At 67.4% G+C, this 22498-nt stretch carries 21 protein-coding genes and 1 tRNA gene; 6 read left to right on the forward strand and 16 right to left on the reverse strand.

From position 1 onward, the window contains the following. Nucleotides 1–66: 66 nt before the first annotated feature. Genes prsR through ABD693_RS08785 form a run of 5 tightly spaced genes read right to left on the reverse strand, consistent with a single transcriptional unit; the run spans nucleotide 67 to nucleotide 6330 of the window. Nucleotides 67–1437: a PEP-CTERM-box response regulator transcription factor gene (prsR, locus tag ABD693_RS08765; protein WP_344696681.1), complete on the reverse strand. Its 1371-nt coding sequence runs from the start codon at nucleotides 1435–1437 to the stop codon at nucleotides 67–69. Further along, a complete protein-coding gene (gene prsK / locus ABD693_RS08770; protein ID WP_344696682.1) occupies nucleotides 1434–3512 on the reverse strand; it encodes an XrtA/PEP-CTERM system histidine kinase PrsK in 2079 nt (692 codons plus the stop codon). Before prsK ends, prsR begins: the two co-directional genes overlap by 4 nt. Before the next feature lie 52 nt (nucleotides 3513–3564). Beyond that, nucleotides 3565–4848, reverse strand: coding sequence for an amidohydrolase (locus ABD693_RS08775; RefSeq protein ID WP_344696683.1), 1284 nt, complete (start codon nucleotides 4846–4848; stop codon nucleotides 3565–3567). A 37-nt stretch (nucleotides 4849–4885) separates the two neighbouring features. Then, nucleotides 4886–5506, reverse strand: coding sequence for a DUF4893 domain-containing protein (locus tag ABD693_RS08780; protein ID WP_344696684.1), 621 nt, complete (start codon nucleotides 5504–5506; stop codon nucleotides 4886–4888). A gap of 38 nt (nucleotides 5507–5544) precedes the next feature. Continuing rightward, entirely contained in the window at nucleotides 5545–6330 is a 786-nt protein-coding gene (locus ABD693_RS08785) for a 3-hydroxybutyrate dehydrogenase (protein WP_344696685.1), read from the reverse strand. A gap of 164 nt (nucleotides 6331–6494) precedes the next feature. Here ABD693_RS08785 and ypfJ point away from each other — a divergent pair, with 164 nt between their 5' ends. Continuing rightward, nucleotides 6495–7385, forward strand: a complete 891-nt coding sequence (gene ypfJ, locus ABD693_RS08790) for a KPN_02809 family neutral zinc metallopeptidase (protein ID WP_344696686.1) — start codon at nucleotides 6495–6497, stop codon at nucleotides 7383–7385. A 44-nt stretch (nucleotides 7386–7429) separates the two neighbouring features. On the opposite strand, the gene ABD693_RS08795 is transcribed toward ypfJ, so the two are convergent. Together ABD693_RS08795 and ABD693_RS08800 are read right to left on the reverse strand one after the other, a co-directional pair. Beyond that, nucleotides 7430–8422, reverse strand: coding sequence for an NADP-dependent oxidoreductase (locus tag ABD693_RS08795; protein WP_344696687.1), 993 nt, complete (start codon nucleotides 8420–8422; stop codon nucleotides 7430–7432). 180 nt (nucleotides 8423–8602) lie between these two features. Then, nucleotides 8603–9970, reverse strand: a complete 1368-nt coding sequence (locus ABD693_RS08800) for a DUF2171 domain-containing protein (protein ID WP_344696688.1) — start codon at nucleotides 9968–9970, stop codon at nucleotides 8603–8605. A gap of 193 nt (nucleotides 9971–10163) precedes the next feature. On the opposite strand from ABD693_RS08800, the gene ABD693_RS08805 reads away from it, so the two are divergent. The 5 genes from ABD693_RS08805 to ABD693_RS08825 all read left to right on the forward strand — a co-directional run bounded on the left by ABD693_RS08805 (nucleotide 10164) and on the right by ABD693_RS08825 (nucleotide 12946). Then, nucleotides 10164–10239 (forward strand) — tRNA-Ala (locus ABD693_RS08805). Between the two features lie 136 nt (nucleotides 10240–10375). Further along, on the forward strand, nucleotides 10376–10666 hold the full coding sequence (locus ABD693_RS08810) for a UvrB/UvrC motif-containing protein (RefSeq protein WP_344696689.1): 291 nt from the start codon (nucleotides 10376–10378) through the stop codon (nucleotides 10664–10666). Beyond that, nucleotides 10663–10938 (forward strand): DUF3253 domain-containing protein, encoded by a 276-nt coding sequence (locus ABD693_RS08815; RefSeq protein ID WP_344696690.1) that lies wholly within the window; start codon nucleotides 10663–10665, stop codon nucleotides 10936–10938. Before ABD693_RS08810 ends, ABD693_RS08815 begins: the two co-directional genes overlap by 4 nt. 132 nt (nucleotides 10939–11070) lie before the next feature. Beyond that, nucleotides 11071–11973, forward strand: a complete 903-nt coding sequence (locus tag ABD693_RS08820) for an iron-containing redox enzyme family protein (protein WP_344696691.1) — start codon at nucleotides 11071–11073, stop codon at nucleotides 11971–11973. A gap of 46 nt (nucleotides 11974–12019) precedes the next feature. Further along, complete coding sequence (locus tag ABD693_RS08825) at nucleotides 12020–12946, forward strand: methyltransferase (protein WP_344696692.1); 927 nt, start codon at nucleotides 12020–12022, stop codon at nucleotides 12944–12946. Nucleotides 12947–12949: 3 nt separating this feature from the next. Here the strand turns inward: ABD693_RS08825 and ABD693_RS08830 are convergent, their stop codons facing one another. The 9 genes from ABD693_RS08830 to infB form a co-directional block, all read right to left on the reverse strand. Further along, nucleotides 12950–13936, reverse strand: a complete 987-nt coding sequence (locus ABD693_RS08830; RefSeq protein ID WP_344696693.1) for a sensor histidine kinase — start codon at nucleotides 13934–13936, stop codon at nucleotides 12950–12952. Between the two features lie 172 nt (nucleotides 13937–14108). Beyond that, a complete protein-coding gene (gene pnp / locus ABD693_RS08835) occupies nucleotides 14109–16475 on the reverse strand; it encodes a polyribonucleotide nucleotidyltransferase (RefSeq protein ID WP_344696694.1) in 2367 nt (788 codons plus the stop codon). Nucleotides 16476–16632: 157 nt separating this feature from the next. After that, a complete protein-coding gene (rpsO, locus tag ABD693_RS08840; RefSeq protein WP_344696695.1) occupies nucleotides 16633–16902 on the reverse strand; it encodes a 30S ribosomal protein S15 in 270 nt (89 codons plus the stop codon). An 11-nt stretch (nucleotides 16903–16913) separates the two neighbouring features. Then, nucleotides 16914–17807 (reverse strand): tRNA pseudouridine(55) synthase TruB, encoded by an 894-nt coding sequence (gene truB / locus ABD693_RS08845; RefSeq protein ID WP_344696696.1) that lies wholly within the window; start codon nucleotides 17805–17807, stop codon nucleotides 16914–16916. Further along, on the reverse strand, nucleotides 17804–18391 hold the full coding sequence (locus ABD693_RS08850) for a thymidine kinase (protein WP_344696697.1): 588 nt from the start codon (nucleotides 18389–18391) through the stop codon (nucleotides 17804–17806). Before ABD693_RS08850 ends, truB begins: the two co-directional genes overlap by 4 nt. 38 nt (nucleotides 18392–18429) lie before the next feature. Then, the gene (locus ABD693_RS08855) at nucleotides 18430–18576 is read right to left on the reverse strand and encodes a hypothetical protein (protein WP_344696698.1); all 147 of its coding nucleotides are present in this window, start codon (nucleotides 18574–18576) and stop codon (nucleotides 18430–18432) included. Nucleotides 18577–18658: 82 nt separating this feature from the next. After that, nucleotides 18659–19267, reverse strand: coding sequence for a GNAT family N-acetyltransferase (locus ABD693_RS08860; RefSeq protein WP_344696699.1), 609 nt, complete (start codon nucleotides 19265–19267; stop codon nucleotides 18659–18661). Continuing rightward, entirely contained in the window at nucleotides 19264–19656 is a 393-nt protein-coding gene (gene rbfA / locus ABD693_RS08865; RefSeq protein WP_344696700.1) for a 30S ribosome-binding factor RbfA, read from the reverse strand. Before rbfA ends, ABD693_RS08860 begins: the two co-directional genes overlap by 4 nt. Nucleotides 19657–19792: 136 nt before the next feature. Then, nucleotides 19793–22483, reverse strand: a complete 2691-nt coding sequence (infB, locus tag ABD693_RS08870) for a translation initiation factor IF-2 (RefSeq protein WP_344696701.1) — start codon at nucleotides 22481–22483, stop codon at nucleotides 19793–19795. Nucleotides 22484–22498 lie beyond the last annotated feature (15 nt).

The following is a 22498-nucleotide window of genomic DNA, read 5'->3' on the forward strand; positions in this document are numbered from 1 at the left end:
GTCTCCTAGGTCACGGCGAAATGACAGAAATCTTGCAATTTGCAAGGGCGCGGGAAGGCGTCCGGCTCAAGCCTGCAGCTGATATTGCTTGAGCAGGTCGTAGAGCGTCGGTCGGCTGATGCCGAGGAGCTTGGCCGCGCCCGAGATATTGTGCTCGGCCCGGATCAATGCCTGGTGGATCGCGCGGCGGTCGGCCTTTTCGCGGGCGGCGCGCAGGTTGATGGCCTCGAACGCCTCCTCGGACATTTCGGTGATGTCGAGGTCGAGCGCACCGAGGAGCTTGCCCTCGGCCATGATCACCGCGCGCTTGATTCGGTTCTCGAGCTCACGGACGTTGCCTGGCCAAGCGTAACTGTCGATCGCGTCGACCGCGTCGGGAGCGAGGCCGGTGATGGGCGAACCAAGCTCGCGGGCGAAGCGGCGGGTGAAATGACGCGCGAGGAGCACGGCGTCGCCGGGGCGCTCGGCAAGCGCGGGGATCGGGACGACCATCTCGGCGAGGCGATAATAGAGGTCCTCGCGGAAGCGGCCGTCGGCCTGCATCGCGTGAAGGTCCTGATGAGTCGCGCAGACGATGCGGATGTCGACCGGGATCGTCGCGCGACCACCGATCCGTTCGATCACGCGCTCCTGAAGGAAGCGCAGGAGCTTGACCTGCAGCGGGAGCGGCACGTCGCCAATTTCGTCGAGGAAGAGGGTGCCGCCCTCGGCCAGCTCGATCTTGCCGGGCGTGGTCTTGACCGCGCCGGTGAAAGCGCCGCGCTCGTAGCCGAACAGCTCGGCTTCGAGTAGGTTCTCGGGAATGGCCGCGCAGTTGATCGCGACGAAGGGCTTGCCCGCACGGCGGCTCTTTTCGTGCACGGCGCGGGCGAGAAGTTCCTTGCCGGTGCCGCTGGCGCCCAGCAGCATCACGGAGACGTCCGCCGGGGCGACGCGCTCGATCGTGCGTGCGACCTTGAGCATCGATGGGCTGGCGGTGATGATCGAGCCGAGCACGGTCCCGCCCTCGGCCGCCTGCGCTTCGAGGCGATGGTTCTCCGCCTCGAGCGCGTGCAGGTGGAAGGCGCGGGCGACGATCAGGCCCAGCTCGTCGATGTCGACCGGCTTCTTGTAGAAGTCGTAAGCGCCGAGCGCGATGGCGTTCAATGCACTCTCTCGGGCGCCGTGACCCGAGGCGACGATGACCTTCGTGTCGGGCTTGAGGCGGAGGATGTCGGTGAGCGCGGCGAAGCCCTCGGTGGTGCCGTCGGGGTCGGGCGGAAGGCCGAGGTCGAGCGTGACGACCGCGGGCTCATGGAGGCGGAGCAGTTCGAGCGCTTCGGCGCGGTTGAACGCGCTGACGACGCGATAACCCTCATAGGCCCATTTCAATTGGCGCTGCAGGCCCTCGTCATCCTCGACGACGAGCAGGACGGGAAGGTCGGCGGGATCGCTCATGCGGACAATCTTTCAAGGCTGACGGAGGGGGCCGGATCGAGCGGCAGGGTGATTGTGAAGCGGGTGCCTTGGCCGGGGCGGCTGTCGACGCCGAGCTGGCCGCCCATGGCGTGGACGAGGCTGCGGGCTTCATAGGCGCCGATGCCGAAGCCGCCCTGCTTGGTCGAGGCGAAGGGCGCGAACAGGCGGGTGGCGACGAAATCGGCGTCCATGCCGGGGCCGGCGTCGCTGATCTCGATCCGGGCGCGGGTGCCGGCGCGCGAGACGCGAACGGTGACGGGTTCGGCGATCGGGCTCGCTTCGACCGCATTGGCGAGAAGATGGCCGAGCGCCTGCTCGAGCCCGACCGGATCGGCAAGTACCTCGAGCCCGCTATCGCCGAGCAGCCGGACCTCGTGGTTGCTGCGGTGCGCGGTGATGGTGGCCGCGAGGAGGGGGCGAAGCTCGGTCGCGCGAAGCGGCGGCCGGGCGGCGGGCGCGGCGGCGGGGGCGAGGCGGGCGAGGAGGTCGTTCATCTTGCCGACCGATCCCTGCAGCGTCGCGACCATGTCCTTGCGCCATTCGGGATTGTCGGCGTGGCGCTCGGCATTGCGGGCGAGCAGCTTCAGCTGGCTGACGAGGTTCTTGATGTCGTGGAGGATGAAGGCGAAGCGGCGGTTGAATTCGTCGAAGCGCTGGGCTTCGCCAAGCCGCTGCTGGCCGATCGCCTCGGCGAGGCTCGATCCCGCCTGGCGCCCGGCGGTCCGGAGGAGGTCGAAATCCTCCCAATCGAGCGGGCGGCGCAGTTCGGGCGCGGCGAGGAGGACGAGGCCGACGGTGGTCTCGCCGTGGACGAGCGGGATCCCGATCCAGAAGGTGGCGTCGTCGAGCAGCCAGCCGGGCAGCGGAAGCGCGAGGTCGGCGGCCGAGCCCCAGCGATAGCGATGCGCGTCGAGCTCAAGGATCCGGCCCTCGTCGAGCTGCGGCCAAAGGGCGCCGAAACCTTCGCCGCCAAGCGCGCCGGCGGGGACGCGGCCGGGCCATTGCCATGATCCCGCAACCCCGAAGCCGCCGAGCTCGTCGGGCGCGACGAGCAGGCCGGCGGGCGCTTCGAGGATGTCGGCGAAGGCGCGGACGAGGCGGCTGGCGAGCGGCGTGTCGTTGCCGCGCGCGCCGAGTGTTGCGGCGAAGCGCAGCCATTCGGCGCGATAGTCGTAGCGATGCTCGAAGAAATGCTTGGCGATCTTGACCCGGGTCCAGCTGCGCGCGCGCCGGCTTGGCAGCAGGACGGCGAGCGCGACGGTCATGCCGGCGAGGACGAGGATCGCGAGCGAGCGGAGCCAGTCCCATTCCCCCGTCCGAAGCGCCGCCGAGAGCAGCGCCATGATCGCGAAATAGGAGCAGAGGGCGAGAAGCGACAGCGACTGGAAGGTCGCGGCGCGCGACAGCTTGGGGCGCCAGGCCGTGCTGTCGCTGCGGGTCAGCGCGAAGAACGGCGCGGCGAGCGCGACGAGGCCGCCGCGCACCTCGGCGAGGTCGTTGCCGGTCGGCACGTGCAGCATCTGCAGCGTGTAGAGGTTGAGGTCGTAGACCCAGAGCAAGGCGAGGCCGAGCATGGGCAGCCGGATCGGACCGCGGCTGGCGGCGGCGCTCTGGCCGTAGAGGTTGTGGACGAGGATGAGCGCGCCCGATGCCGCGATGGTCCGGAGCACGTTGCCGGTGGCGAGGAGCGACGCACGGTCCTCGGGGCGGGCGAAGGGCGCAAGCGTGTCGATCAGCGCCTGTGCGCCGAGCACCAGGGCGACTGCGCCATAGACGAGGCTGACGCCGCGCTGGCGCTTGCCGTCCTCGGCATTGTCCGAAAGGACGAACAGCATCGCGACCCAGATGAGGTTACGCGCGGTCTCGGCGTGCGCGGCAAGCATCGTGCCGGGCGAGACCGCCCAGAACCAGGCGGCCGCGGCGGTCGTGAGGAGTCCCGCGAGGAGGAGCTTTTGCGCCGGACCGGAGGCCCAGCCACGTAGTTGCCACAGCAGGACCGCCGAGACCGCTACGGCGCCAAGCGCGTGACTCCAGAAGGCGAGCAGGCTGTCCACGGCCCGCACTGTCGGAGAAATTTACAAAGGAAGCGTGAACGACCGGGCGGGATCAGCCCTTCTTGAGCTCCGCCAATGCCGCCAAGGTCATGGCCTCGGTCGCGGTGGCGATCACCGTCTCGGCCTCGGGCGCCCAGAAGGGCGAATGCAGCGAGGGCAGCTTGGCGGGATCACCTCCCGCCTTGTCCCACGCCGCCTGCGGCACGCCGCCGACCCAGAAGATGAGGCTGTCGATCTTCTGGTCGGCAAGCCAGAAGCGGCTGAAATCCTCGCCGCCCATCACCGCCGGGACCTTGCGCGCGCGCTCGGCGCCGAAGCGCTCCTGTAATAGCGCGAGGGTCCGGTTCGACAGCGCTTCGGTGTTGAAGGTCGAGGGCGTGAACATTTCTTCGTGGACCTTGACCTCGGGCATGCGGTCGGCGGGCATGCCGGCGGCGATCGCCTCGCCGCGCGCGATCCGGGCGATGCCGTCGAGCAGCAGCTTGCGGACCTCGGGCGTGTAGCTGCGGACGGTGAGCTGGAGCTTGGCTTCGTCAGGAATGATGTTGTGCTTGGCGCCGGCATTGAAACTTCCGACGGTCACGACCGCAGGGTCGAGCGGGCTGTTCTCGCGGCTGACGAGGGTCTGCAGCGCCATCACGATCTGGCTGGCCAGCACGATCGGGTCCTTGGTCGTCTGCGGATAGGCGCCGTGGCCGCCTACGCCCTTCACCAGGATGTCGACGCTGTCGACGTTGGCGAGCGCATAGCCCGGCGTCACACCGATGGTGCCGGCGGGCAGGCTTGCGCTGTCGTGGAAGGCGATGGCGGTGTCGGGCTTGGGGAAGCGGTTGTAGAGGCCTGCGTCGAGCATCGCCTTGGCGCCTTCACCCGTCTCCTCGCCCGGCTGGAGGACGATGACGAGCGTGCCGCTCCAGCCCGCCTTTTGCGCGACGAGGCGGCGGGCGGTGCCGATCATCGCGGTCATGTGCGTGTCGTGGCCGCAAGCGTGCATGACGCCGGTCTCGACGCCCGAGCGTGCGGTCGCGCGGACCTTGGAGGCGAAGGGCAGGCCGGTCTGCTCGACCACCGGGAGGCCGTCCATGTCGGCGCGCATCAGCAGGGTCTTGCCGGGCCCGTTGCGGAGAACCGCGACGACGCCGGTCCCGCCGACCTTCTCGGTCACGGTGAAGCCGAGCTTCCTGAGTTCGGGCGCCAGCCTCGCCGCGGTTTTGACTTCCTGCATGGATAGCTCGGGCGCAGCGTGAAGCTCGCGGTAGAGCGCCATGAGATCGGAGGAAACCGGCGGTACCGGCTGGGCGGCGAGGGCGGCGGCGGCCAGGAGCGAGCTGATCATTCCGACAATCTATCGGGAACGGAACGCCCGTCCATCCTCAGTTTTGGGGGACCAGCTCCACCACGTCGGTCAGGCTTTCGAAGCGCGGCGAGGGAATCACGAGCCGCCAGCGCCGCTCGCCGATGCGCTCGACCCAGCCGGCGAGGTCGCGGTCGCCGTCGGCGCCATAGGGTAGCGCCTTCTGCTCGTCGCCGAGGACCAGGGTTCCGAGGAACACCGAGCGCAAGCGATCGTGCGCGAAGATCGAGCCGACCTGGCGCTGCGAGCCTGTCAGCTTGGCGAATTGCTGGAGACGCCCGTTCTGGTCGATCCGGCAGGCGAAACTCGGATAGGCGATATAGGGCAGCATGCCCGCGCCGCGGGCGCCGAGCTTGGTCATGCGGCAGCGATAGTTGCCGTTGGGAATGCCCCCGCCGAGTGCGGCATCGGGCTGAAGCAGGGCGCCCTCGCGGTCGATCTCGGCGCCGTGACCGGCGGCACGCGCCTGGCGCAGGCCCTCGACGAAAGAGGGTCGCCAGTCGCGCAGGCGCCGACGGTCCTGCGTAGTCGCGACCGTGTGCCAGGCCGACGCGATCGCGACCGGGCCGGCGGTCGGCCGCTCGGTCGGCGTGCAGGCGGTGAGCGCAAGAAGCGGCAGGACGGGAAGAAAGCGACGCATGACCACGATCCTTAGTCCGTTTCCTCGCCCGCGCGAAATCATTGCGCGGTCCAGCCGCCGTCCATGCTGAGATTGGCGCCGGTGATGCTGCCCGCCTCGGGGCGGCAGAGGTAGAGCGCGAGGCTGGCGACCTCGACCGGCTCGACGAAGCGCTTGGTTGGCTGGGCGGCGAGGAGGACGTCGTTCATGACCTGCTCGCGGGTGAGGCCGCGGGCCTTCATCGTGTCGGGGATCTGGTTCTCGACCAGCGGGGTCCAGACGTAGCCGGGCGAGATGCAATTGACGGTGACGCCGTCCTTGGCGGCCTCGAGCGCGACCGACTTGGTGAAGCCGGCGACCCCGTGTTTGGCCGCGACATAGGCGCTCTTGTTGGGCGAGGCGACGAGGCTGTGCGCGCTTGCGGTATTGATGATCCGGCCCCAGCCGCGCTGGCGCATCGAGGGAAGACAGAGGCGGGTGGTGTGGAACACCGCCGACAGGTTCACCGCCATGATCATGTCCCACTTTTCGGGCGGGAAGTCGTCCACCGGCGCGACATGCTGGACACCGGCATTGTTGACGAGGACGGAGGGGCTGCCGAGTTCATTGGTGCATTGCGCGACCAGCTCGTCGATCGCTTCCGGGTTTGAGAGGTCGGCGTCCGAGAAACCGGCGCAATCCTGTGACAGCGCAGCGAGTTCCTCCTTGAGCGCGAGATTGGCGTCGCGGTCGCCGAAGCCGTGGAGCATGACCCGCGCACCCTCGGCGGCGAGCGACCGGGCGATGGCGAGGCCGATGCCGCTGGTGGAACCCGTGACCAGCGCAACCTTGTCCTTGAGGATCATGCTTCACTCCCGTTGTTCGTCGCTCCGGCTGTCGATCCGGCAGCCCGCGTCATGCGCGAATCCCAAGAAGAAGCGGGCTGCCGGGTCAAGCCCGAGGAGACGAATTGCATCGCTTGCAACTTCGCGTGGCCGCCGATCATTATGGGGGCGAAAGGGAGAGGCGGATGCGTATTGGCGGCGACGGGAACGACGGAGATTTCATCGACCGTACCGGGCAATCGGGCGGCGGCGGCTTTTCGCTTGGTGGTGGGGGCGGCATCCTCGGAATGCTCATACCGCTGGTGCTGAGCCGGTTCGGGTTCGTCGGCCTGCTCATCCTGGCGCTCGGCTATTGCGCGCTGAGCGGTATCGGCGGCGGACTCGGTGGCGGTGTCGCGCCGACGCAGCAGGGCTCGGAAGCCGCATCGCGCCTCTCGCCCGAGCAGCGCAACATGCTCGTCAACACGCTCAAGAATACCGACGCGGTGTGGACCGACATCTTCCGGCAGAGCGGCGCGCAATATCGCCAGCCCAAGCTCGTCGCCTATACCGGCGGCACGCAGACCGCGTGCGGTGCGGGGCAAGCCGTGATGGGCCCGTTCTACTGCCCGGGCGACCAGAGCGTGTACATTGATCCCAGCTTCTTCGAAGAGCTCCGTACCCGCTTCGGCGCGACCGGTGACTTCGCCCCGTATTACGTGCTCGCGCACGAAGTCGGGCACCATATCCAGAATCTCGAGGGAACGCTCGACCGCGCCAGCCGTGCGCAGCAGGCGCGGGGCGGGGCCGAAGCGAATGCGGTGCAGGTCGGCGTCGAGCTGCAGGCCGATTGCTATGCCGGCGTCTGGGCCAATCGCGCCAAGGCGCCGGATGGGACCAGGGCGATCGATCCGGGCGATCTGGAGGAAGGTCTGCGTGCGGCCTCGGCTATCGGCGACGACGCGCTGCAGCAGCAGGCGGGCCAGGCGATTCGGCCCGAGAGCTTCACCCACGGATCGAGCCAGCAGCGGATGGAAGCGCTGCGTCGTGGCCTGACCTCGGGCGACCCCGCGCAGTGCAATTATAATCGGGTGTAAGGAGAAGCCTCCCCGCCGCAGCCTGCGGCGGGGAGGCGAATGGCTTAGAGTTTGACCAGCATCTTGCCGGTGTTGGCACCGCTGAACAGGCCGAGGAACGCGTCGGGGGTCTTCTCGAGACCTTCCATGACGGTCTCGCGGCTCTTCACCTTTCCGGTGGCGACGAGCTGGCCCATGTCGGCGAAGAACTCGGCGTTGCGCGGCAGGTAGTCGGTATAGATGAAGCCCTTGAGCATCATCCGCATCGCGATCACCCGCATGATGTAGCGGAGGCTGGTCGGCTCGCCGCTGTTGTAGCCGTCGATCATGCCGCAGATGGCGAAGCGCGCATCCTTGCGGCCGTGGGCCAGCGCGGCATCGAGATGCTCGCCGCCGACATTGTCGAAATAGACGTCGATGCCCTTGGGCGCGACTTCGCCGAGCGCCTTCACGAGGCTGGTGCCGCTCTTGTAGTCGATCACCGCGTCAGCGCCGAGTTCCTTGACGAACGCGCATTTGTCGGCCCCGCCGGCCGAGCCGATCACGGTCATGCCCTTGGCCTTGGCGATCTGGACCACCGCCGAGCCGACCGCGCCCGCGGCAGCCGACACGAAGACGATGTCGCCTTCCTTGGCCTGCGCGGCGTCGAGCAGGCCCCAGTAAGCGGTGCCGCCGGTCAGCCCGAGGTTGCCGAGGAAGTCCTTGATCTCGATACCGGAGATGGCCGGCAGCTTGTTGAGCGCCTGCGCCGGGATCACCGCCTCGTCGCGCCAGCCCATCATGTGGAGCACCTTGTCGCCGGGCTGAAAGTCGGGCGACTTGCTCTCGACCACCTCGCCGACCGCGCCGCCCTCGAGCGGCTCGCCGATCTGGAACGGCGGGACATAGCTCTTCACGTCGTTCATCCGGCCGCGCATGTACGGGTCGACCGACAGATAGTGGTTGCGGACGTGGACCATGCCGTCGCCGAGCGCGGGGAGGGCGGTTTCCTTATATTCGAAATTCTCCGCGGTGGGCATGCCGTGGGGGCGGCTCTTGAGGTGCCAGGCGTGGGGCATGTCTGCTTCTCCTGCTCATCGGTCCGAGCCTGACCCGGAACCCGTTGTTATGCGAGACCGGAGAAGAAGAAGCCGGACCCCGGGTCAAGCCCGCGGCGACGAAAAGGCGGCGTTTCGGGCATGAAAAAGCCCGACCACCTCGCGGCGGCCGGGCCTCTCCCGATCAGGTGAGCCTAGGGCTTACTTGGTCTCGCTGCTGTCGTCGTACGTGCCCGAAAAGCTCTTATCGAGCATGTGCGGGCCGTCCGACGACTGGCCGGTGGTGCCGGTGGTCGAGGTCGACGTGGTCGACAGCGACGAGGCCGAACGATCCTGCTGGCGGTCGTTGTCCGAGCCGCCGAACAGGCCGCCCATCATGCCGCCCTGCTGACCCTCGTCACGCTCTTCCTGAAGACGCGAACGGATGCTGTCCTTGGTGCCGCTCAGCGTGACCTTGCCGTCCTCGACCTTCTCGAGGAGCGAGCAAGTGAAGCTGCGGTGGACGCCATTGGCTTCCGGATCGTTCTTGGTCAGGATGATCTTGTCACCGCGGACCTTGTCGACGGTGCCGATGCGCTCGCCATTTTCGTCGACGACTTCGGCATGCTCACGGATCTGCCCGAGCATCTGGCGCTTGGTCTGGCGGGTCGCGCGGAAGCTCGAGAATTCGTTCTCGAACCGGCTCTGATGCTCGCGGCGATATTCGTCATAGTCGCGGTCGAGATCCTCGATCTGGCGCTGGCGCCAGCTCGAATAATGGTCGTCGTGCGTGCCGCGACCGAACTGCGTCTGGCCGCCGAACATCGACGAACGGCCCGTGTCGCGATCCTGGTCCTGGAAGCGGTCCTGGCGGCCATATTGCTGCTGGCCATAATCCTGGCTTCCGAAGCCCGACCCGCGGTCCGACTGGCCCCGGCCATAGTCGCCGGTCATCGGGCGATAGCGATCGCCACCCTGGCTCTGATGGCCGCGACCCTGCAAGTCGTCGCGGTTGCGGTCGAACGACTGGCTCTGACCGAAGGAAGAGTTACCCGACTGGCCGTAGGACGACGAGCGGCTGCCATAGTCGCTCCGGCTTGAATCCTGCCGGCCGTAGTTGCCGCCGCCGAAGCCGCCGCTTTCACCGCCGCCGCGACCATACTGGTTCTGATAGTCGCCCTGGTCGCGGCCACGGCCATAGCTGCTCGACTGGCCGCCGCTGAAGAAGGCCGAGCGATCATTGTCGCGGCCATAGCGTCCGCCGCTCTCGCTCTCGTCATAGGCGCGCGGTTCATAGGTGCTGCTGCTGCTGCCCCAGCCGCCTTGGCCGGCGGTGTAGCCGCGCTGCTCGTTGTCGCTGCGGGTCTCGTAGCGGCGGCTGCTTTCGTTGCTGCGGCCGTAGCGGTCGTCGCGCTCGCGGCGTCCGCCCGAGCTTTCATCGCCGAACCAGCTGGAAACTTCGTCGGCCGCGCGCTGGAAAAAGCCGCGGTCGTCGCCGTCGTTGTTCCGATAGCCGCTGCGATCATCGCGCGAGCGGTCGTCACGGTAGCCGCGGTTCTGGTCGCGGCTGTCGTACCGATCGTAAGCCATTGATACTCCTCCATGGGGATCCGCCAAGGGGGCGGCGGGTCCATGGAAGACAAACGTCATGAAGGGGGTGCCGTTCCGGCCCGAAAGGTCAGGGTAAGGTCCCGCAGGGCCGAAACGAGATCCTTCGTCGCCGAGACGAAAAGCGCGTTGCGCTCTGCGTAAAGCACCGCTAGAGGCGCCCAAGAACCGGTGCGGGGCTGTAGCTCAGATGGGAGAGCGCTGCAATCGCACTGCAGAGGTCAGGGGTTCGATTCCCCTCAGCTCCACCATCCGCGCCGGTTTCGAAATCTTCCCCTGATGCCTAGAGACGACGACGCGGGGTTCCCGTGTTGGATCGGTCTGATGCTTTCACTCCGATCCGACTGATCGACGGCATCCCAGCGACTGCTGGCGCGTTTGAGTGCTATGGCGGATACGATCGAGACCCTTCAGCGGAAAATGGAGCGGGCCGCGCTCGCGCTTGATTTCGAGGAAGCGAAGCGCTGTCGTGACCGGATCGCGATGCTGCGCGGCGGGGCGACGCCCGATGAGGCGGCTCGAGCCGATTTCACAGGCATCGAGCGCCAGGAACCCGGCGCCATGGGGCTGGGCACCAGCCAGCAGCGGCTTACCCCGCCGCCGGGCTGGAAACGGCCACCCAAGCCCGATCCGATGACCACCGGGCGATCGTCGAAGGGGCGTCGTCGGCAGCCATGACGGCGGACGCGCGCACGACGACATTGGCCATGCTCGCCAATCGAAAACCAGCCTACACGATCTGTCCGAGCGAAGTCGCGCGGGCGCTGGCTTCGGGCGAAAATTGGCGTGCAGCCATGCCGGAAGTGCATTCGGCGGTGGATTGCCTGCTCGACGAGGGCGCGATCCGGTTGAGCTGGAAAGGACAGCAACTGGTGTCGCGCGCCGGTCCTTATCGGATCGGCATCGCCGCTGCCCAGACTGATCGGAGCTGCAAGCCGGCAACCGATTAGCCGCGAGCGACCATCGTCGACTGCCAACAGGCGCGTACGCGCCCCGTCTCCAACGCAAGCGATTGTCGGTCTGCAGGAACATCGAGGAGAGCGGGGCCGTTCTCTCGGCATCCTCCAGCTTGCGAGATTTCCATGGCCACCCGCTTCCAGTCGACGCTTTCGGGGTCGCAGTTCACCAATGGCGTGTTTCAACAGGCGTTGAGCCACTGGAACCGCGAGCGCCTCGCGCCTTCCGTGCCCGGCGCGGGATCGGCCGCCCGCATCGACCGTGACGCGCGGATGCAGCGGCTCGAACTGGGCTTTCTCGAGGAACTGCGCGACGACATTCGGGCCCAGGCCGCGGATGCGCCGACCGACGCCGACGGGTTCATCGCCTGGTTCGAAGGCCTCGAGCGGACCGGTCCTGGTCAGCATGACAAGCTGTTCGACTGGCTGGAGACTTCGGCAAACCTCGACGACCTCGAGCTCTTCCTGACGCAGGAAGCGGCGGGGGAGGCGGGATTCGACGATCTGGTCGCGCTGACCCAGATCCGGCTGCCCGATCGCGCGAAAATGGAACTTGCGCGCAATTACTGGGACGAGATGGGCCGCGGTAACATGAAGGGCATGCACGGCCCGATGCTGCATTATGTCGTCGACGCGCTCGGGCTCGAGCCGACCATCGAGCGCACCTGCTGGGAAAGCCTCGCGCTCGCCAATGCGATGACCGGCATGGCCACGAACCGTGACTATGCCTGGCATAGCGTCGGTGCGCTCGGCGTGATCGAGCTGACCGCTCCGGCCCGCTCGGCGGCCGTGTCGAAGACGATGCGCCGGCTGGGTTTCGAGCCGAGGCTGCGGCGCTATTTCGACCTCCATGCCACGCTCGACATCAAGCATAGCGAGGAGTGGAACAGGGAAGCGATCCGCCCGCTGCTTGAGGACGAGGCGGAAGGTCCGCTGCGGGCCCGTGCGATGGCAGAAGGCGCGCTGATGCGCCTGACCTGCGGCGAGCGCTGCTTTGCGCGCTATCGCGACATGCTCGGGGTCGACTGAGGCGCGGACGCTTGCGCTTCGCGATAGCGCCGCTACCCGCTTCGGCATGACCTTTTCCCCCGAACCACTGGCCGGGCTTCTCCAGGAGCTCGACAACGAAGGCTATGCCTTCACCACCGTCACGCCCGCGACCCACGCCCGCGTGCTCGGCCGGCGGCGCTACGAGCAGGCGCGCGACCTGCGCGATGTCTTCGGCTGGAGCATGCCGTTCGCGGCCGATCTGCTGCCGTCCGATATTCTGTCGCTGCTCGAGGAAGGCGGCGCGCTCGACCGGCAGGGCGGCACTTGCCGGAGCCTCGTTCGCGTTTCGTCGCTGAGCGGACGGCTGTTCCTTCATTCGGCTTATCCGACCGAGGAAGCGGACAGCGTCTTCTTCGGCCCCGACACCTACCGCTTCGCCCGCTTCGTCGAGGCGCAGGCCGAGGAGATCGCGCCACCGCGGGATCTCGTCGATCTTGGCGCCGGTGCGGGCCCTGGCGGGATCAGTGCGGCCGGGCTGCTCGAACCCGAACGCGTCACGCTTCTCGACATCAATCCTACAGCGCTCGCGCTGGCTGAAGCCAATGCCATGGCTGCCGGAATGGACGTAGAGACGCGGGTCGGCGGGCTTGATCAGGTCGAGGGCGAGATCGACCTCATCATCGCCAACCCGCCCTTCATCGCCGACGCGCAAGGGCGGGCCTATCGCGATGGCGGCGACATGCTCGGTGCCGGCGTTTCGCTCGACTGGGCGCGGCAGGCGCTTGGTCGGTTGAGTGAGGGCGGCACGATGCTGCTCTACACCGGGAGCCCGATCATCGACGGCGAAGACCGGCTTCTATCTGAACTGGCCGAACTGGCTGCCGAAACCGAGGCGCAGCTCCGCTACGAAGAAATCGATCCCGATATTTTCGGCGAGGAGCTCGACCAGCCGGCCTACGCCGAGGCAGGAGCGGAGCGGATTGCGGCGGTCGGGATCGTCCTCCGCCGCTAGGGATTACGCCGGCTGGAGCGGTAGCTCGAGGCGGGCGAGTGCCCCTCGCGACGTGGCGGGAAGCAGCGTGAAGGTGCCGCCGAGCTGGCCGGCCAACATGGTGGCGATCTTGAGACCGAGGCTGTCGCTACCGGCAAGGCTGAAGCCGGCAGGGAGGCCGCGGCCATTGTCCTCGATCTCGACCGCCATCCGCTGATCGGCCATCGGCTGCAACCGGATCCACAGCTTGCGGTCGGTCTGGTCGTCGGAGAAGCCGTGCTCAATCGCGTTGGCGATGCTCTCGGCGACTACGAGGGCGAGGGGGATCGCCGCCTCGGGTGCCATGCTGGCGTCCGAATGGCCGGTCACCTCGTGGGTGATCTGCGCGCCGCCGCTCGAATCGATGACGTCGCGGGCAAGGTCGCGCAAAAAGGTCTCGAGCTTCTGGCCCGACCCCGAGGGATCGTAGAGCTGGCGGCTGATGCGGCCCACGGTCTGGAGACGTCGGGCGGCCTCGTCGAGCGCGGCGCGGGCATTCTCGTCCTGCAACTGGCGGCGCTGCACGGTGAGGAGCGCGGCGACCATCTGCAGGTTGTTCGAGACTCGGTGCTGGAGTTCGCGAAACAATAGCTCGCGGGTCTGGGCCAGCCGGGCATTCGCCTCGCGGGAGGCGACCAGAAGGCGATTGGCGCGCTGCATCCAGTGCACCAGCGCGATCTCGGTCGCGGTGATGAAAGCGTAGAAGCCCATCGCGATGCGCGCGTTATGCTCGAGCATGAAGCTGCGGGCGGGGGGCACGAACCAGTACCAGGCGGCGAGGCCGCAGGTGAGGGCGGTCATGATGCCCGCGCGGGTCCCGAAAACGAAGGCGGCGAGGATGACTGCCGGGAAGTAGCTCAGGAACGGGAAACCGGGAGGAAGCTGGTCGTCGAGCGCCGAGCGGACAACGGTGGCCAGCGCGCACGCGGTCAGCGCGACGAGGACGTCGCCGGCAAAACCGATCCTCGTCATCGGAAAGCGTTCGGTCCAGCGACCACCAATTTCTGTGACTTGCTGATCCGGCACGACGACTTCCTAACGTTTCGGAACAGAAAAGGAAGCGAAGACAAGAAAAAGGCCCCGCGAGTTTCCCCGCGAGGCCCTGTAACTCAACAGCTTAACCTTGGCTAAACAGCCTCGTTCCTCAGTCGTCGTTGCCGCCGGTCAGGAACGCGGGAGCGAACTCGGGCGCGGGGCCGTCGTCGCGGCTGCCGCCGCCGTCACGGTCGCGGCGGGGGCCGCGATCGCCGCGGCCTTCGCCGCGCGGACCACGGTCGCGATCACCGCCACCTTCGCGGCGGGGACCACGGCCCTCGCGGCGACGGTCGCCGTCGCGGCCACCACGATCACCGCGATCACCGCGGGGACCACGATCGCCGCCTTCACGCGGCTCGCGCGGAGGACGGGTGTCCTCCAACTCGGCGCCGGTTTCCTGGTCGACGACACGCATCGACAGGCGGACCTTGCCGCGATTGTCGACCTCGAGCAGCTTGACCTTCACTTCCTGACCCTCGGTCAGGACGTCGCGGACGTTCTCGACGCGCTCGTTCTTGATTTCCGAGACGTGCACCAGGCCATCCTTGCCGGGCATGAAGGTCACGAACGCGCCGAAATCGACGATCGAGGCGACCTTGCCGGTGTAGATGGTGCCGGGCTCCGGCTCCTGGGTGATCCCCTGGATCCAGGCGCGGGCGGCCTCGATCTGCTTCACGTCGGACGAGCTGATCTTGATCAGGCCCTCGTCGTCAATGTCGACCTTGGCGCCGGTGGTGGCGACGATCTCGCGGATCACCTTGCCGCCGGTGCCGATCACTTCGCGGATCTTGTCCTTGGCGATCTGCATGGTCTCGATGCGCGGCGCGTGAGCGGAAAGCTCGGTGCGGGTGCTGTCGAGCGCCTTGGCCATCTCGCCGAGGATGTGCGCGCGGCCGTCCTTCGCCTGGGCGAGAGCGACCTGCATGATCTCCTTGGTGATGCCGGCGACCTTGATGTCCATCTGCATCGTGGTGATGCCCTGGTCGGTACCGGCAACCTTGAAGTCCATGTCGCCGAGGTGATCCTCGTCGCCGAGGATGTCGCTGATCACCGCGAACTTCTCACCCTCGAGGATGAGGCCCATGGCGATACCCGCGACCGGACGGGCGAGCGGAACGCCCGCGTCCATCATCGACAGCGAACCGCCGCAGACGGTGGCCATCGACGACGAGCCGTTGCTCTCCGTGATGTCCGACAGGACGCGGATCGTGTACGGGAATTCCTCGCTGGTCGGGAGCACCGGATGAAGCGCGCGCCAGGCGAGCTTGCCGTGACCGACTTCGCGGCGACCCGGCGCACCGAAGCGGCCCACTTCACCGACCGAATAGGGCGGGAAGTTATAGTGCAGCATGAAGCGCGAGTAGCTGAGGCCGTCGAGGCCGTCGATCATCTGCTCGGCGTCCTTGGTGCCGAGGGTGGTGGTGCAGATCGCCTGCGTTTCGCCGCGGGTGAACAGCGCCGACCCGTGGGTGCGCGGGAGGAAGCCGACCATCGCCTCGATCGGACGGACGGTCTTGGTGTCGCGGCCGTCGATGCGGCGGCCTTCCTCGAGGATCGCGGTGCGGACGATGTCCGCCTCCAGAACCTTGACGAGCTTGGCCGCAACGAGCTGCTCCTGCGGCTCGGCCTCGGCAAAGGCTTCCTTGGCCTTGGCGCGGGCGGCGTTCAGAAGGTCCGAACGCTCGGCCTTGGCGGTGACCTTGTAGGCCGCCGCGATGTCGGCGCCGATGAGGTCCTTGAGCTTGGCCTTGGTCGCGGCCTTGTCGTCGGCCTGCTTGAGGTCCCACGGATCCTTGGCGGCCTTTTCGGCGAGATCGCAGATCGCGTTGACGACCTTCTTGGCGGCCTCGTGCGCGAACACGACGGCACCGAGCATGACTTCTTCCGACAGCTCCTTGGCTTCGGATTCGACCATCATGACCGCGCCACCGGTGGCGGCGACGACCAGATCGAGATCGCCTTCCTTCACCTGCTCGGGGCTAGGATTGAGGATGTATTCGCCATTCTGGTAGCCGACGCGGGCGGCGCCGATCGGGCCCATGAAGGGAACGCCCGACAGGGTGAGGGCGGCCGAAGCGGCGCACATGGCGACGATGTCGGGCTCGTTCTCGCCATCGTAGGAAAGGACCTGCGCGATCACGAGGACTTCGTTATAGAAGCCTTCCGGGAACAGCGGGCGGATCGGGCGGTCGATGAGACGGCTGGTCAGCGTCTCCTTTTCGGTCGCGCCGCGCTCACGCTTGAAGAAGCCGCCCGGGATGCGCCCGGCAGCGGAGAACTTCTCCTGATAGTGAACGGTCAGCGGGAAGAAGTCCTGGCCGGGCTTGACGCTCTTGGCGGCGGTGACGGCGCACAGGACGACGGTTTCGCCCATGGTGGCCAGCACGGCGCCATCGGCCTGACGGGCAATGCGGCCGGTCTCGAGCTTCAGCGTCTTGCCGCCGAGATCGACTTCTACAGTGTTGATGTTGAACATGATTATCCTTTGTCCGGTCGCCGGATGCGAACCGGTGCAGCTTGGCAGACAAGCCGGTCTGCCAGCGGGTGGAGCGTTTTCCTTGCCCCTGAACGCCCCGCCGGATGCGGGAAGTCCGATAAGCGAAGGGCGCCGCTAGGGCGCCCTTCGAAACTGGTTACTTGCGGAGGCCGAGCTTCCCGATCAGGTCGGTGTAGCGCTGGGCGTCTTCCTTCTTGAGGTAGGCCAGCAGGCTACGGCGCTTATTGACCATCATCAGCAGCCCGCGGCGGCTGTGATTGTCCTTGGCGTGGCCCTTGAAGTGCTCGGTCAGCGTCTGGATGCGGCTGGTCAGGATGGCGACCTGGACCTCGGGCGAACCCGTGTCCTTCTCGTCGCGCTGGTGCTCCTTGATCAGCTCGGCCTTGCGCTCGGCAGTGATCGACATCGTGTTACTCCTTATTCTGACAGGTTGAACCCGCGCACGATGTCGGTCCCCTCGATCAGAGCGACGGGGGTGATGCCCTCGACCGCAACGTGGAGACCGCCCGCAGGCGGAACCCGTTGAAGTCGCTGACCCAGCCGGAGCTGACGCGCTTCTTCGGGGGTGACGGGAAAGGCCGGGATGTCGTCCAGCCCTGCTTGCAATGGCAGAAGTGCCCCGTCGAGCGAGCCGCCCTTAGCGTAATCACCCAGAAAGTCCAGCGATATCGCCTGATCGAGCCCGAACGGACCGGCCTTGGTCCGCCGGAGCATGGTCACGTGGCCGACGGTGCCGAGCGCCAGCGCGAGGTCGCGGGCGAGGCTCCGGATGTAGGTGCCCTTGGAGACCGTCGCAGCGAAGGTGGCGGCGTTCTCGTCGGCATCGAGCAGCGCGAGCGCCAGGATCGTGACATGGCGGCTCTTGAGTTCGACCTCGGCGCCTTCGCGCGCGAGGGTGTAGGCGCGCTTGCCGTCGACCTTAAGCGCCGAATAGGCCGGCGGGACCTGTTCGATCGGTCCGGTAAAGCGCGGCAGCACGGCCTCGATCTCGGCGCGGGTCGGGCGGTGGTCGCTCTCGGCGATGACCTGGCCTTCGAGGTCGAGCGTGTCGGTCTGCGCGCCCCATGCGACGGTGAAGTCATAAGCCTTGGTCGCATCGAGCATTCGCCCGGCAAGCTTGGTCGCTTCGCCAAGCGCGATCGGGAGGACACCGGTCGCAAGCGGATCGAGCGTGCCGCCATGGCCGACCTTGGTCTTGGCCTGCCCGGCCTCGCGAAGTGCGCGCTTCACCGCGCTCACCCCTTGGGTCGAACCGAGACCGAGCGGCTTGTCGAGGACGATCCAGCCCGACAGCGGGCGAGGCGGGGTCATTCCTCGCTCGCGCGGAGGCGGGCGAAGAAGTGGCGGCGGCACATGGCGACATAACGGTCATTGCCGCCGATCTCGGTCTGCTTCCCTTGCGCGACCGCACGGCCCTCGGCATCGACGCGCAAATTCATCGTCGCCTTGCGGCCGCATTCGCAGACGGCCTTCAGTTCGACGAGGGAATCGGCAAGGGCGAGCAGGGTCGCGCTTCCGGGAAAGAGTTGCCCCTGGAAGTCGGTTCGAAGGCCGTAGCAGAGCACGGGCAGATCGAGCTCATCCGCCAAGCGGCAGAGCTGCAGGACCTGCGCCTCGGTCAGGAATTGTGCTTCGTCGACCAGCACGCAGTGCAAACGACGGCGCGTAAGTTCGGCGCCCACCGTCTCGAACAGGTCGGTCGTTCCATCAAAGCTGTGCGCCGCCGCCCCGATGTCGAGCCTGGAGGCGATCCGCCCCGCGCCCGCCCGATCGTCGAGCGCGGCGGTCCACAGCATCGTCTCCATTCCGCGCTCGCGGTAGTTGAAGTCGGCCTGCAGCAGGGTCGTCGACTTCCCCGCATTCATCGCGGCGTAGTAGAAATAGAGCTTGGCCATGGTGGGGCCTTGTACCCCGGCTCACGCCGGGGTCCAGTTCACTTCTTGGCGGCGGCTTTGCCACCTTTCTTGCCGAGCTCGGCCTGCGCCGCGGACGACTTGCGGGGGTTCGACTTGCCTTCGTGGGCAGCCTTGGCATTGGCCTTTTGCGCAGTCGCGCTGCCGTGGCCCTTCTTCTCGGTCATGATGATGCTCCGTCGCTTGTGATGGAGCGTGAACGAAGCATGGGCCGCTTTGTCCTACCTGCCTTGGGCCACCCCGCGCGCGTCAGGGCTCACCCCGGTCCTCGTTCGCATCGCGGTAGGAGGAGAAGTCGAGCCCGACCCGGCGGCGGAGCGAGGTGGCCGTGGGCCATTCCTCGCGGTGGATCGAGAAGAGGACAGTGTCGCGGATGTGGCCCGTCCAGGTGATGCGCTCGGCACGGATGATCGCCTCGCAGACGCCGCCAAGCTTGGCCATCGCGGCCTGGCTGCGTTTGTTGCGGCTGTCGACGCGGAACTCGGCCCGCCGGAACCCGCTGTCGAAGGCGCGGCGCAGCATCATGTCCTTGACCCGGCGATTGAAGCCGGTGCCACGCAGGTGCGGGCGATAGTAAGTGCCGCCGATCTCGAGGACGCCACGTTCCTCGTCGATCCCGAGAAAGCTCGACATGCCGGCGAACTCGTTGCCGTCAAACAGGACGAAGACCCGCATGTCGGGTTTCGCGAGCCAACCGTCGAGGCTCTGGTCGAAATGATCGGGGTCGAAGCTGATCGAGTAGATCGGCCAGATGTCGGGATCCTCGGCGCAAGCGGCCTTGAGTCGTGCCCGATAGTCTTCTGCGAAGGGGAGGGCGGAGCAGCCGTCGCCCTGCATGGGCTGGCCGAGCTCGCTCACTCTTCGCTCAGATCCTGGCTGACGTGAGGACTGCGCAGGATCTGGTCGATCTTGCCCCCCTCATCGAAGCTCTCGTCGGCGAGGAACTTCAGCTTCGCCGCATATTTCGTGTTCACCCGCCGCGCGACCTCGCTCTGGAGGAAGGCGGTGTTGGTGCGCAGCGCCTTCAATACCACCGCCTCGTCCTGGCCGAGCAGCGGCTTCACGAACACGGTGGCGTGACGAAGGTCGGGCGACATGCGGACTTCGGTGACGCTGACGAGGTGGCTCTGCAGCGTATCGTCATGCACGTCACCGCGGGCGAGCACGTCGCTCAGGACATGGCGGACCTGCTCGCCGACGCGGAGCAGGCGGACCGAGCGGCCTTCGGAAGATTCCTGTTTCTTCATCACGCAAGCATCCAAGCGGCAATCGGCGTCAGCAGCAAGCAGGGCAGGAAACAGCCACAACCGTCGATAGTGCATCCTAGGACGGACAGGCCGTCCGCGATGCGATCGACGATCGAGTTCCTCCCGCCCTCTTGCGTCACAGCGTGCGCGCGCGCTCCTCGACTTCGAAGACTTCAAGGTTGTCGCCAGCCTTGATGTCGTTCGTGTCGGCCAGCAACACACCGCACTCGAGACCCGCGATGACCTGCGCCACGTCGTCCTTGAAGCGACGCAGCGAGCTGATCGTGGTCTTCGAGACGATGACGTCCTCGCGGGTGAGGCGGGCATGGAGGCCCTTGCGGATGACGCCCTCGAGCACGAGCAGACCGGCGGCCTTGTCGCGCTTGCCGGCCGGGAAGACCTCCTGCACGCGGGCACGGCCGACGACCGTTTCGATGATCTCGGGCCCGAGCTCGCCCGCCATCGCACCCTTGGCCCAGTCGGTCAGGTGATAGATGACGTCATAGTAGCGAAGCTCGACCTTGTTCCGCGCCGCGACCTCGCGCGCCTTGGCGTTTGGACGGACGTTGAAGCCGATGATCGGCGCGCCCGTGGCCGAGGCCAGGGTGACGTCGCTCTCGGTGATCGCGCCCACACCCGAAGACAGGATGCGAACCTTGATCTCGTCGGTCGACAGGCGGTTCAGTGCATTGACGATCGCCTCGGCAGAACCCTGCACGTCGGCCTTGACCACGAGCGGAAACTCGATGGTGGTCGAGGCACGATTGGCGAACATGTTCTCGAGGCTCATCGGCGCGGCGGTGGTCCGCTTCCGGTCGAGCACGCCCTGGCGGTAGGCGGCGACCTCGCGGGCACGCGCCTCGTTTTCGACCACGGTGAGGCGATCGCCCGCGCTCGGCACCGAGCCGAGGCCGAGGACCTCCACCGGCATCGACGGGCCGGCCTGCTTCACTTGGCGGCCATGGTCGTCGATCATCGCGCGGACCTTGCCGCTCGCGGCGCCGACCACGAACACGTCACCGACCTTGAGCGTACCGCGCTGGACCAGCACGGTTGCGAGCGGACCGCGGCCCTTGTCGAGCTTGGCTTCGATCACGGTGCCTTCGGCCGCGCGCTCGGGATTGGCCTTGAGTTCGAGGATCTCGGCCTGGAGCGCGATGGCGTCGAGAAGACCGTCGAGGTTGGTGCCCTTGAGCGCCGAGACCTCGACATCCTGGACGTCGCCGCCGAGTTGTTCGACCACGATTTCGTGCTGGAGCAGTTCCTCGCGGACCCGCTGCGGCTTGGCCTCGGGCTTGTCGATCTTGTTGATCGCCACGATCATCGGCACGCCGGCGGCCTTGGTGTGGTTGATCGCCTCGACGGTCTGCGGACGAAGGCCATCGTCGGCCGCGACCACCAGCACCACGATGTCGGTGACGTTGGCGCCACGCGCCCGCATCTCCGAGAAGGCTTCATGGCCCGGAGTGTCGAGGAAGGTGACTTGGCTGCCATCGGCGACCTTCACCTGATAGGCGCCGATGTGCTGGGTGATCCCGCCGGCTTCGCCCGACGCGACCTTGGCGCCGCGGATCGCGTCCAGCAGCGAGGTCTTGCCGTGGTCGACGTGGCCCATGATGGTGACCACGGGCGGACGCGCCTGCAGCGTCTCGTCGGCATCGACGTCGGTCGCGGTATCGATGTCGATATCGCTCTCGCTGACGCGCTTGATGTTGTGCCCGAACTCGGTGACCAACAGCTCGGCCGTATCCTGGTCGATGACCTGGTTGACGGTGACGGGCGTGCCCATCTTGAACAGCGCCTTCACGAGGTCGGCGGCCTTTTCGGCCATGCGGTTGGCGAGCTCGCCGACGGTGATGCTGTCGGGCACCACGACGTCACGGACCTGCTTCTCGCGCGGACCCGACTGTGCGTAGGCGCGCTTTTCCTTCTCGCGGGCACGGCGCAGCGCGGCGAGGCTGCGCGCGCGGTCGTCGTCACCCGACAGCGCACGGCTGACGGTGAGCTTGCCCGAATGGCGGCGATCGTCGCCACGCTGGCCTGGACGGGTCGGACGCGTGGGCTCGGGCCGGCGCGGGCTCGACGAGGAGCCTCCACCACTCGAAGGCTGGCTCGACGGGGCCGAGGCCTGCGGCTGCGCGCTCGGCTGCGCCTGCTGGACCGGCTGCGGCTTGGGCTGGGGCGGCGGCGGACGGCGCACCGGCTGGAACATCTGCCCCGGGCGCGCGGTCACGGTGCGCGGCGCAGGCGCAGCTGCCGGCGTGGGCTCGACCGGCGCGGCGGCGGCGGGCGCGGCGGGCTCTTCGACCGGGGCGGGCGCGGCCGCGGCCTGCTCGGCGGCGCGGGCTTCTTCCTCGATCCGGCGCTTGGCTTCGGCCTCTGCCTGACGCGCGGCCTCTTCCTCGGCCTTGCGGTTTTCCTCGGCGCGACGCTTGTCTTCCTCGGTCGCGTTGACCTTGGCCTGCTCTTCGCGGCGGCGGGCTTCCTCGAGCGCGGCCATGCGCGCTTCCTCGGCCTCGCGCATCCGGCGCGCGGTCTCTTCCTTGCGCGCGGCGATGTCGTCCGCAGCCGAACGGCGCGGTGCGGGCGCGGGAGCAGGGGCCGGGGGAGCGACCGGCGCGGGCGCCGGGGCGACGGCCTCGGGCTCGGGCGCGACAGCAGGCGCCTCGCCCGGGCGGCCGAGGATTCGGCGCTTCTTGACCTCGACCACGACCGTGTTCGAGCGGCCATGGCTGAAGCTCTGCTTGACCTTGCCAGTCTCTACCGTGCGCTTGATGCCCAGCGGCGGCCGGGTACCCAGCTTCGGCTTGTCGGTCTGGTCGCTCATAAATTCCTTTACTTC

The organism is Sphingomonas rosea (genome assembly GCF_039538065.1).
GTDB lineage: Bacteria > Pseudomonadota > Alphaproteobacteria > Sphingomonadales > Sphingomonadaceae > Sphingomicrobium > Sphingomicrobium rosea.

What these genes read in the sequence shown, in the direction of transcription:
- prsR (WP_344696681.1), bottom strand. Translation starts at nt 1,437, where the DNA reads ATGAGCGATCCCGCCGACCTTCCCGTCCTGCTCGTCGTCGAGGATGAC.
- ABD693_RS08775 (WP_344696683.1), bottom strand. Translation starts at nt 4,848, where the DNA reads ATGATCAGCTCGCTCCTGGCCGCCGCCGCCCTCGCCGCCCAGCCGGTA.
- ABD693_RS08780 (WP_344696684.1), bottom strand. Translation starts at nt 5,506, where the DNA reads ATGCGTCGCTTTCTTCCCGTCCTGCCGCTTCTTGCGCTCACCGCCTGC.
- ABD693_RS08785 (WP_344696685.1), bottom strand. Translation starts at nt 6,330, where the DNA reads ATGATCCTCAAGGACAAGGTTGCGCTGGTCACGGGTTCCACCAGCGGC.
- ypfJ (WP_344696686.1), top strand. Translation starts at nt 6,495, where the DNA reads ATGCGTATTGGCGGCGACGGGAACGACGGAGATTTCATCGACCGTACC.
- ABD693_RS08795 (WP_344696687.1), bottom strand. Translation starts at nt 8,422, where the DNA reads ATGCCCCACGCCTGGCACCTCAAGAGCCGCCCCCACGGCATGCCCACC.
- ABD693_RS08800 (WP_344696688.1), bottom strand. Translation starts at nt 9,970, where the DNA reads ATGGCTTACGATCGGTACGACAGCCGCGACCAGAACCGCGGCTACCGT.
- ABD693_RS08810 (WP_344696689.1), top strand. Translation starts at nt 10,376, where the DNA reads ATGGCGGATACGATCGAGACCCTTCAGCGGAAAATGGAGCGGGCCGCG.
- ABD693_RS08815 (WP_344696690.1), top strand. Translation starts at nt 10,663, where the DNA reads ATGACGGCGGACGCGCGCACGACGACATTGGCCATGCTCGCCAATCGA.
- ABD693_RS08820 (WP_344696691.1), top strand. Translation starts at nt 11,071, where the DNA reads ATGGCCACCCGCTTCCAGTCGACGCTTTCGGGGTCGCAGTTCACCAAT.
- ABD693_RS08825 (WP_344696692.1), top strand. Translation starts at nt 12,020, where the DNA reads ATGACCTTTTCCCCCGAACCACTGGCCGGGCTTCTCCAGGAGCTCGAC.
- ABD693_RS08830 (WP_344696693.1), bottom strand. Translation starts at nt 13,936, where the DNA reads ATGACGAGGATCGGTTTTGCCGGCGACGTCCTCGTCGCGCTGACCGCG.
- pnp (WP_344696694.1), bottom strand. Translation starts at nt 16,475, where the DNA reads ATGTTCAACATCAACACTGTAGAAGTCGATCTCGGCGGCAAGACGCTG.
- rpsO (WP_344696695.1), bottom strand. Translation starts at nt 16,902, where the DNA reads ATGTCGATCACTGCCGAGCGCAAGGCCGAGCTGATCAAGGAGCACCAG.
- truB (WP_344696696.1), bottom strand. Translation starts at nt 17,807, where the DNA reads ATGACCCCGCCTCGCCCGCTGTCGGGCTGGATCGTCCTCGACAAGCCG.
- ABD693_RS08850 (WP_344696697.1), bottom strand. Translation starts at nt 18,391, where the DNA reads ATGGCCAAGCTCTATTTCTACTACGCCGCGATGAATGCGGGGAAGTCG.
- ABD693_RS08855 (WP_344696698.1), bottom strand. Translation starts at nt 18,576, where the DNA reads ATGACCGAGAAGAAGGGCCACGGCAGCGCGACTGCGCAAAAGGCCAAT.
- rbfA (WP_344696700.1), bottom strand. Translation starts at nt 19,656, where the DNA reads ATGAAGAAACAGGAATCTTCCGAAGGCCGCTCGGTCCGCCTGCTCCGC.
- infB (WP_344696701.1), bottom strand. Translation starts at nt 22,483, where the DNA reads ATGAGCGACCAGACCGACAAGCCGAAGCTGGGTACCCGGCCGCCGCTG.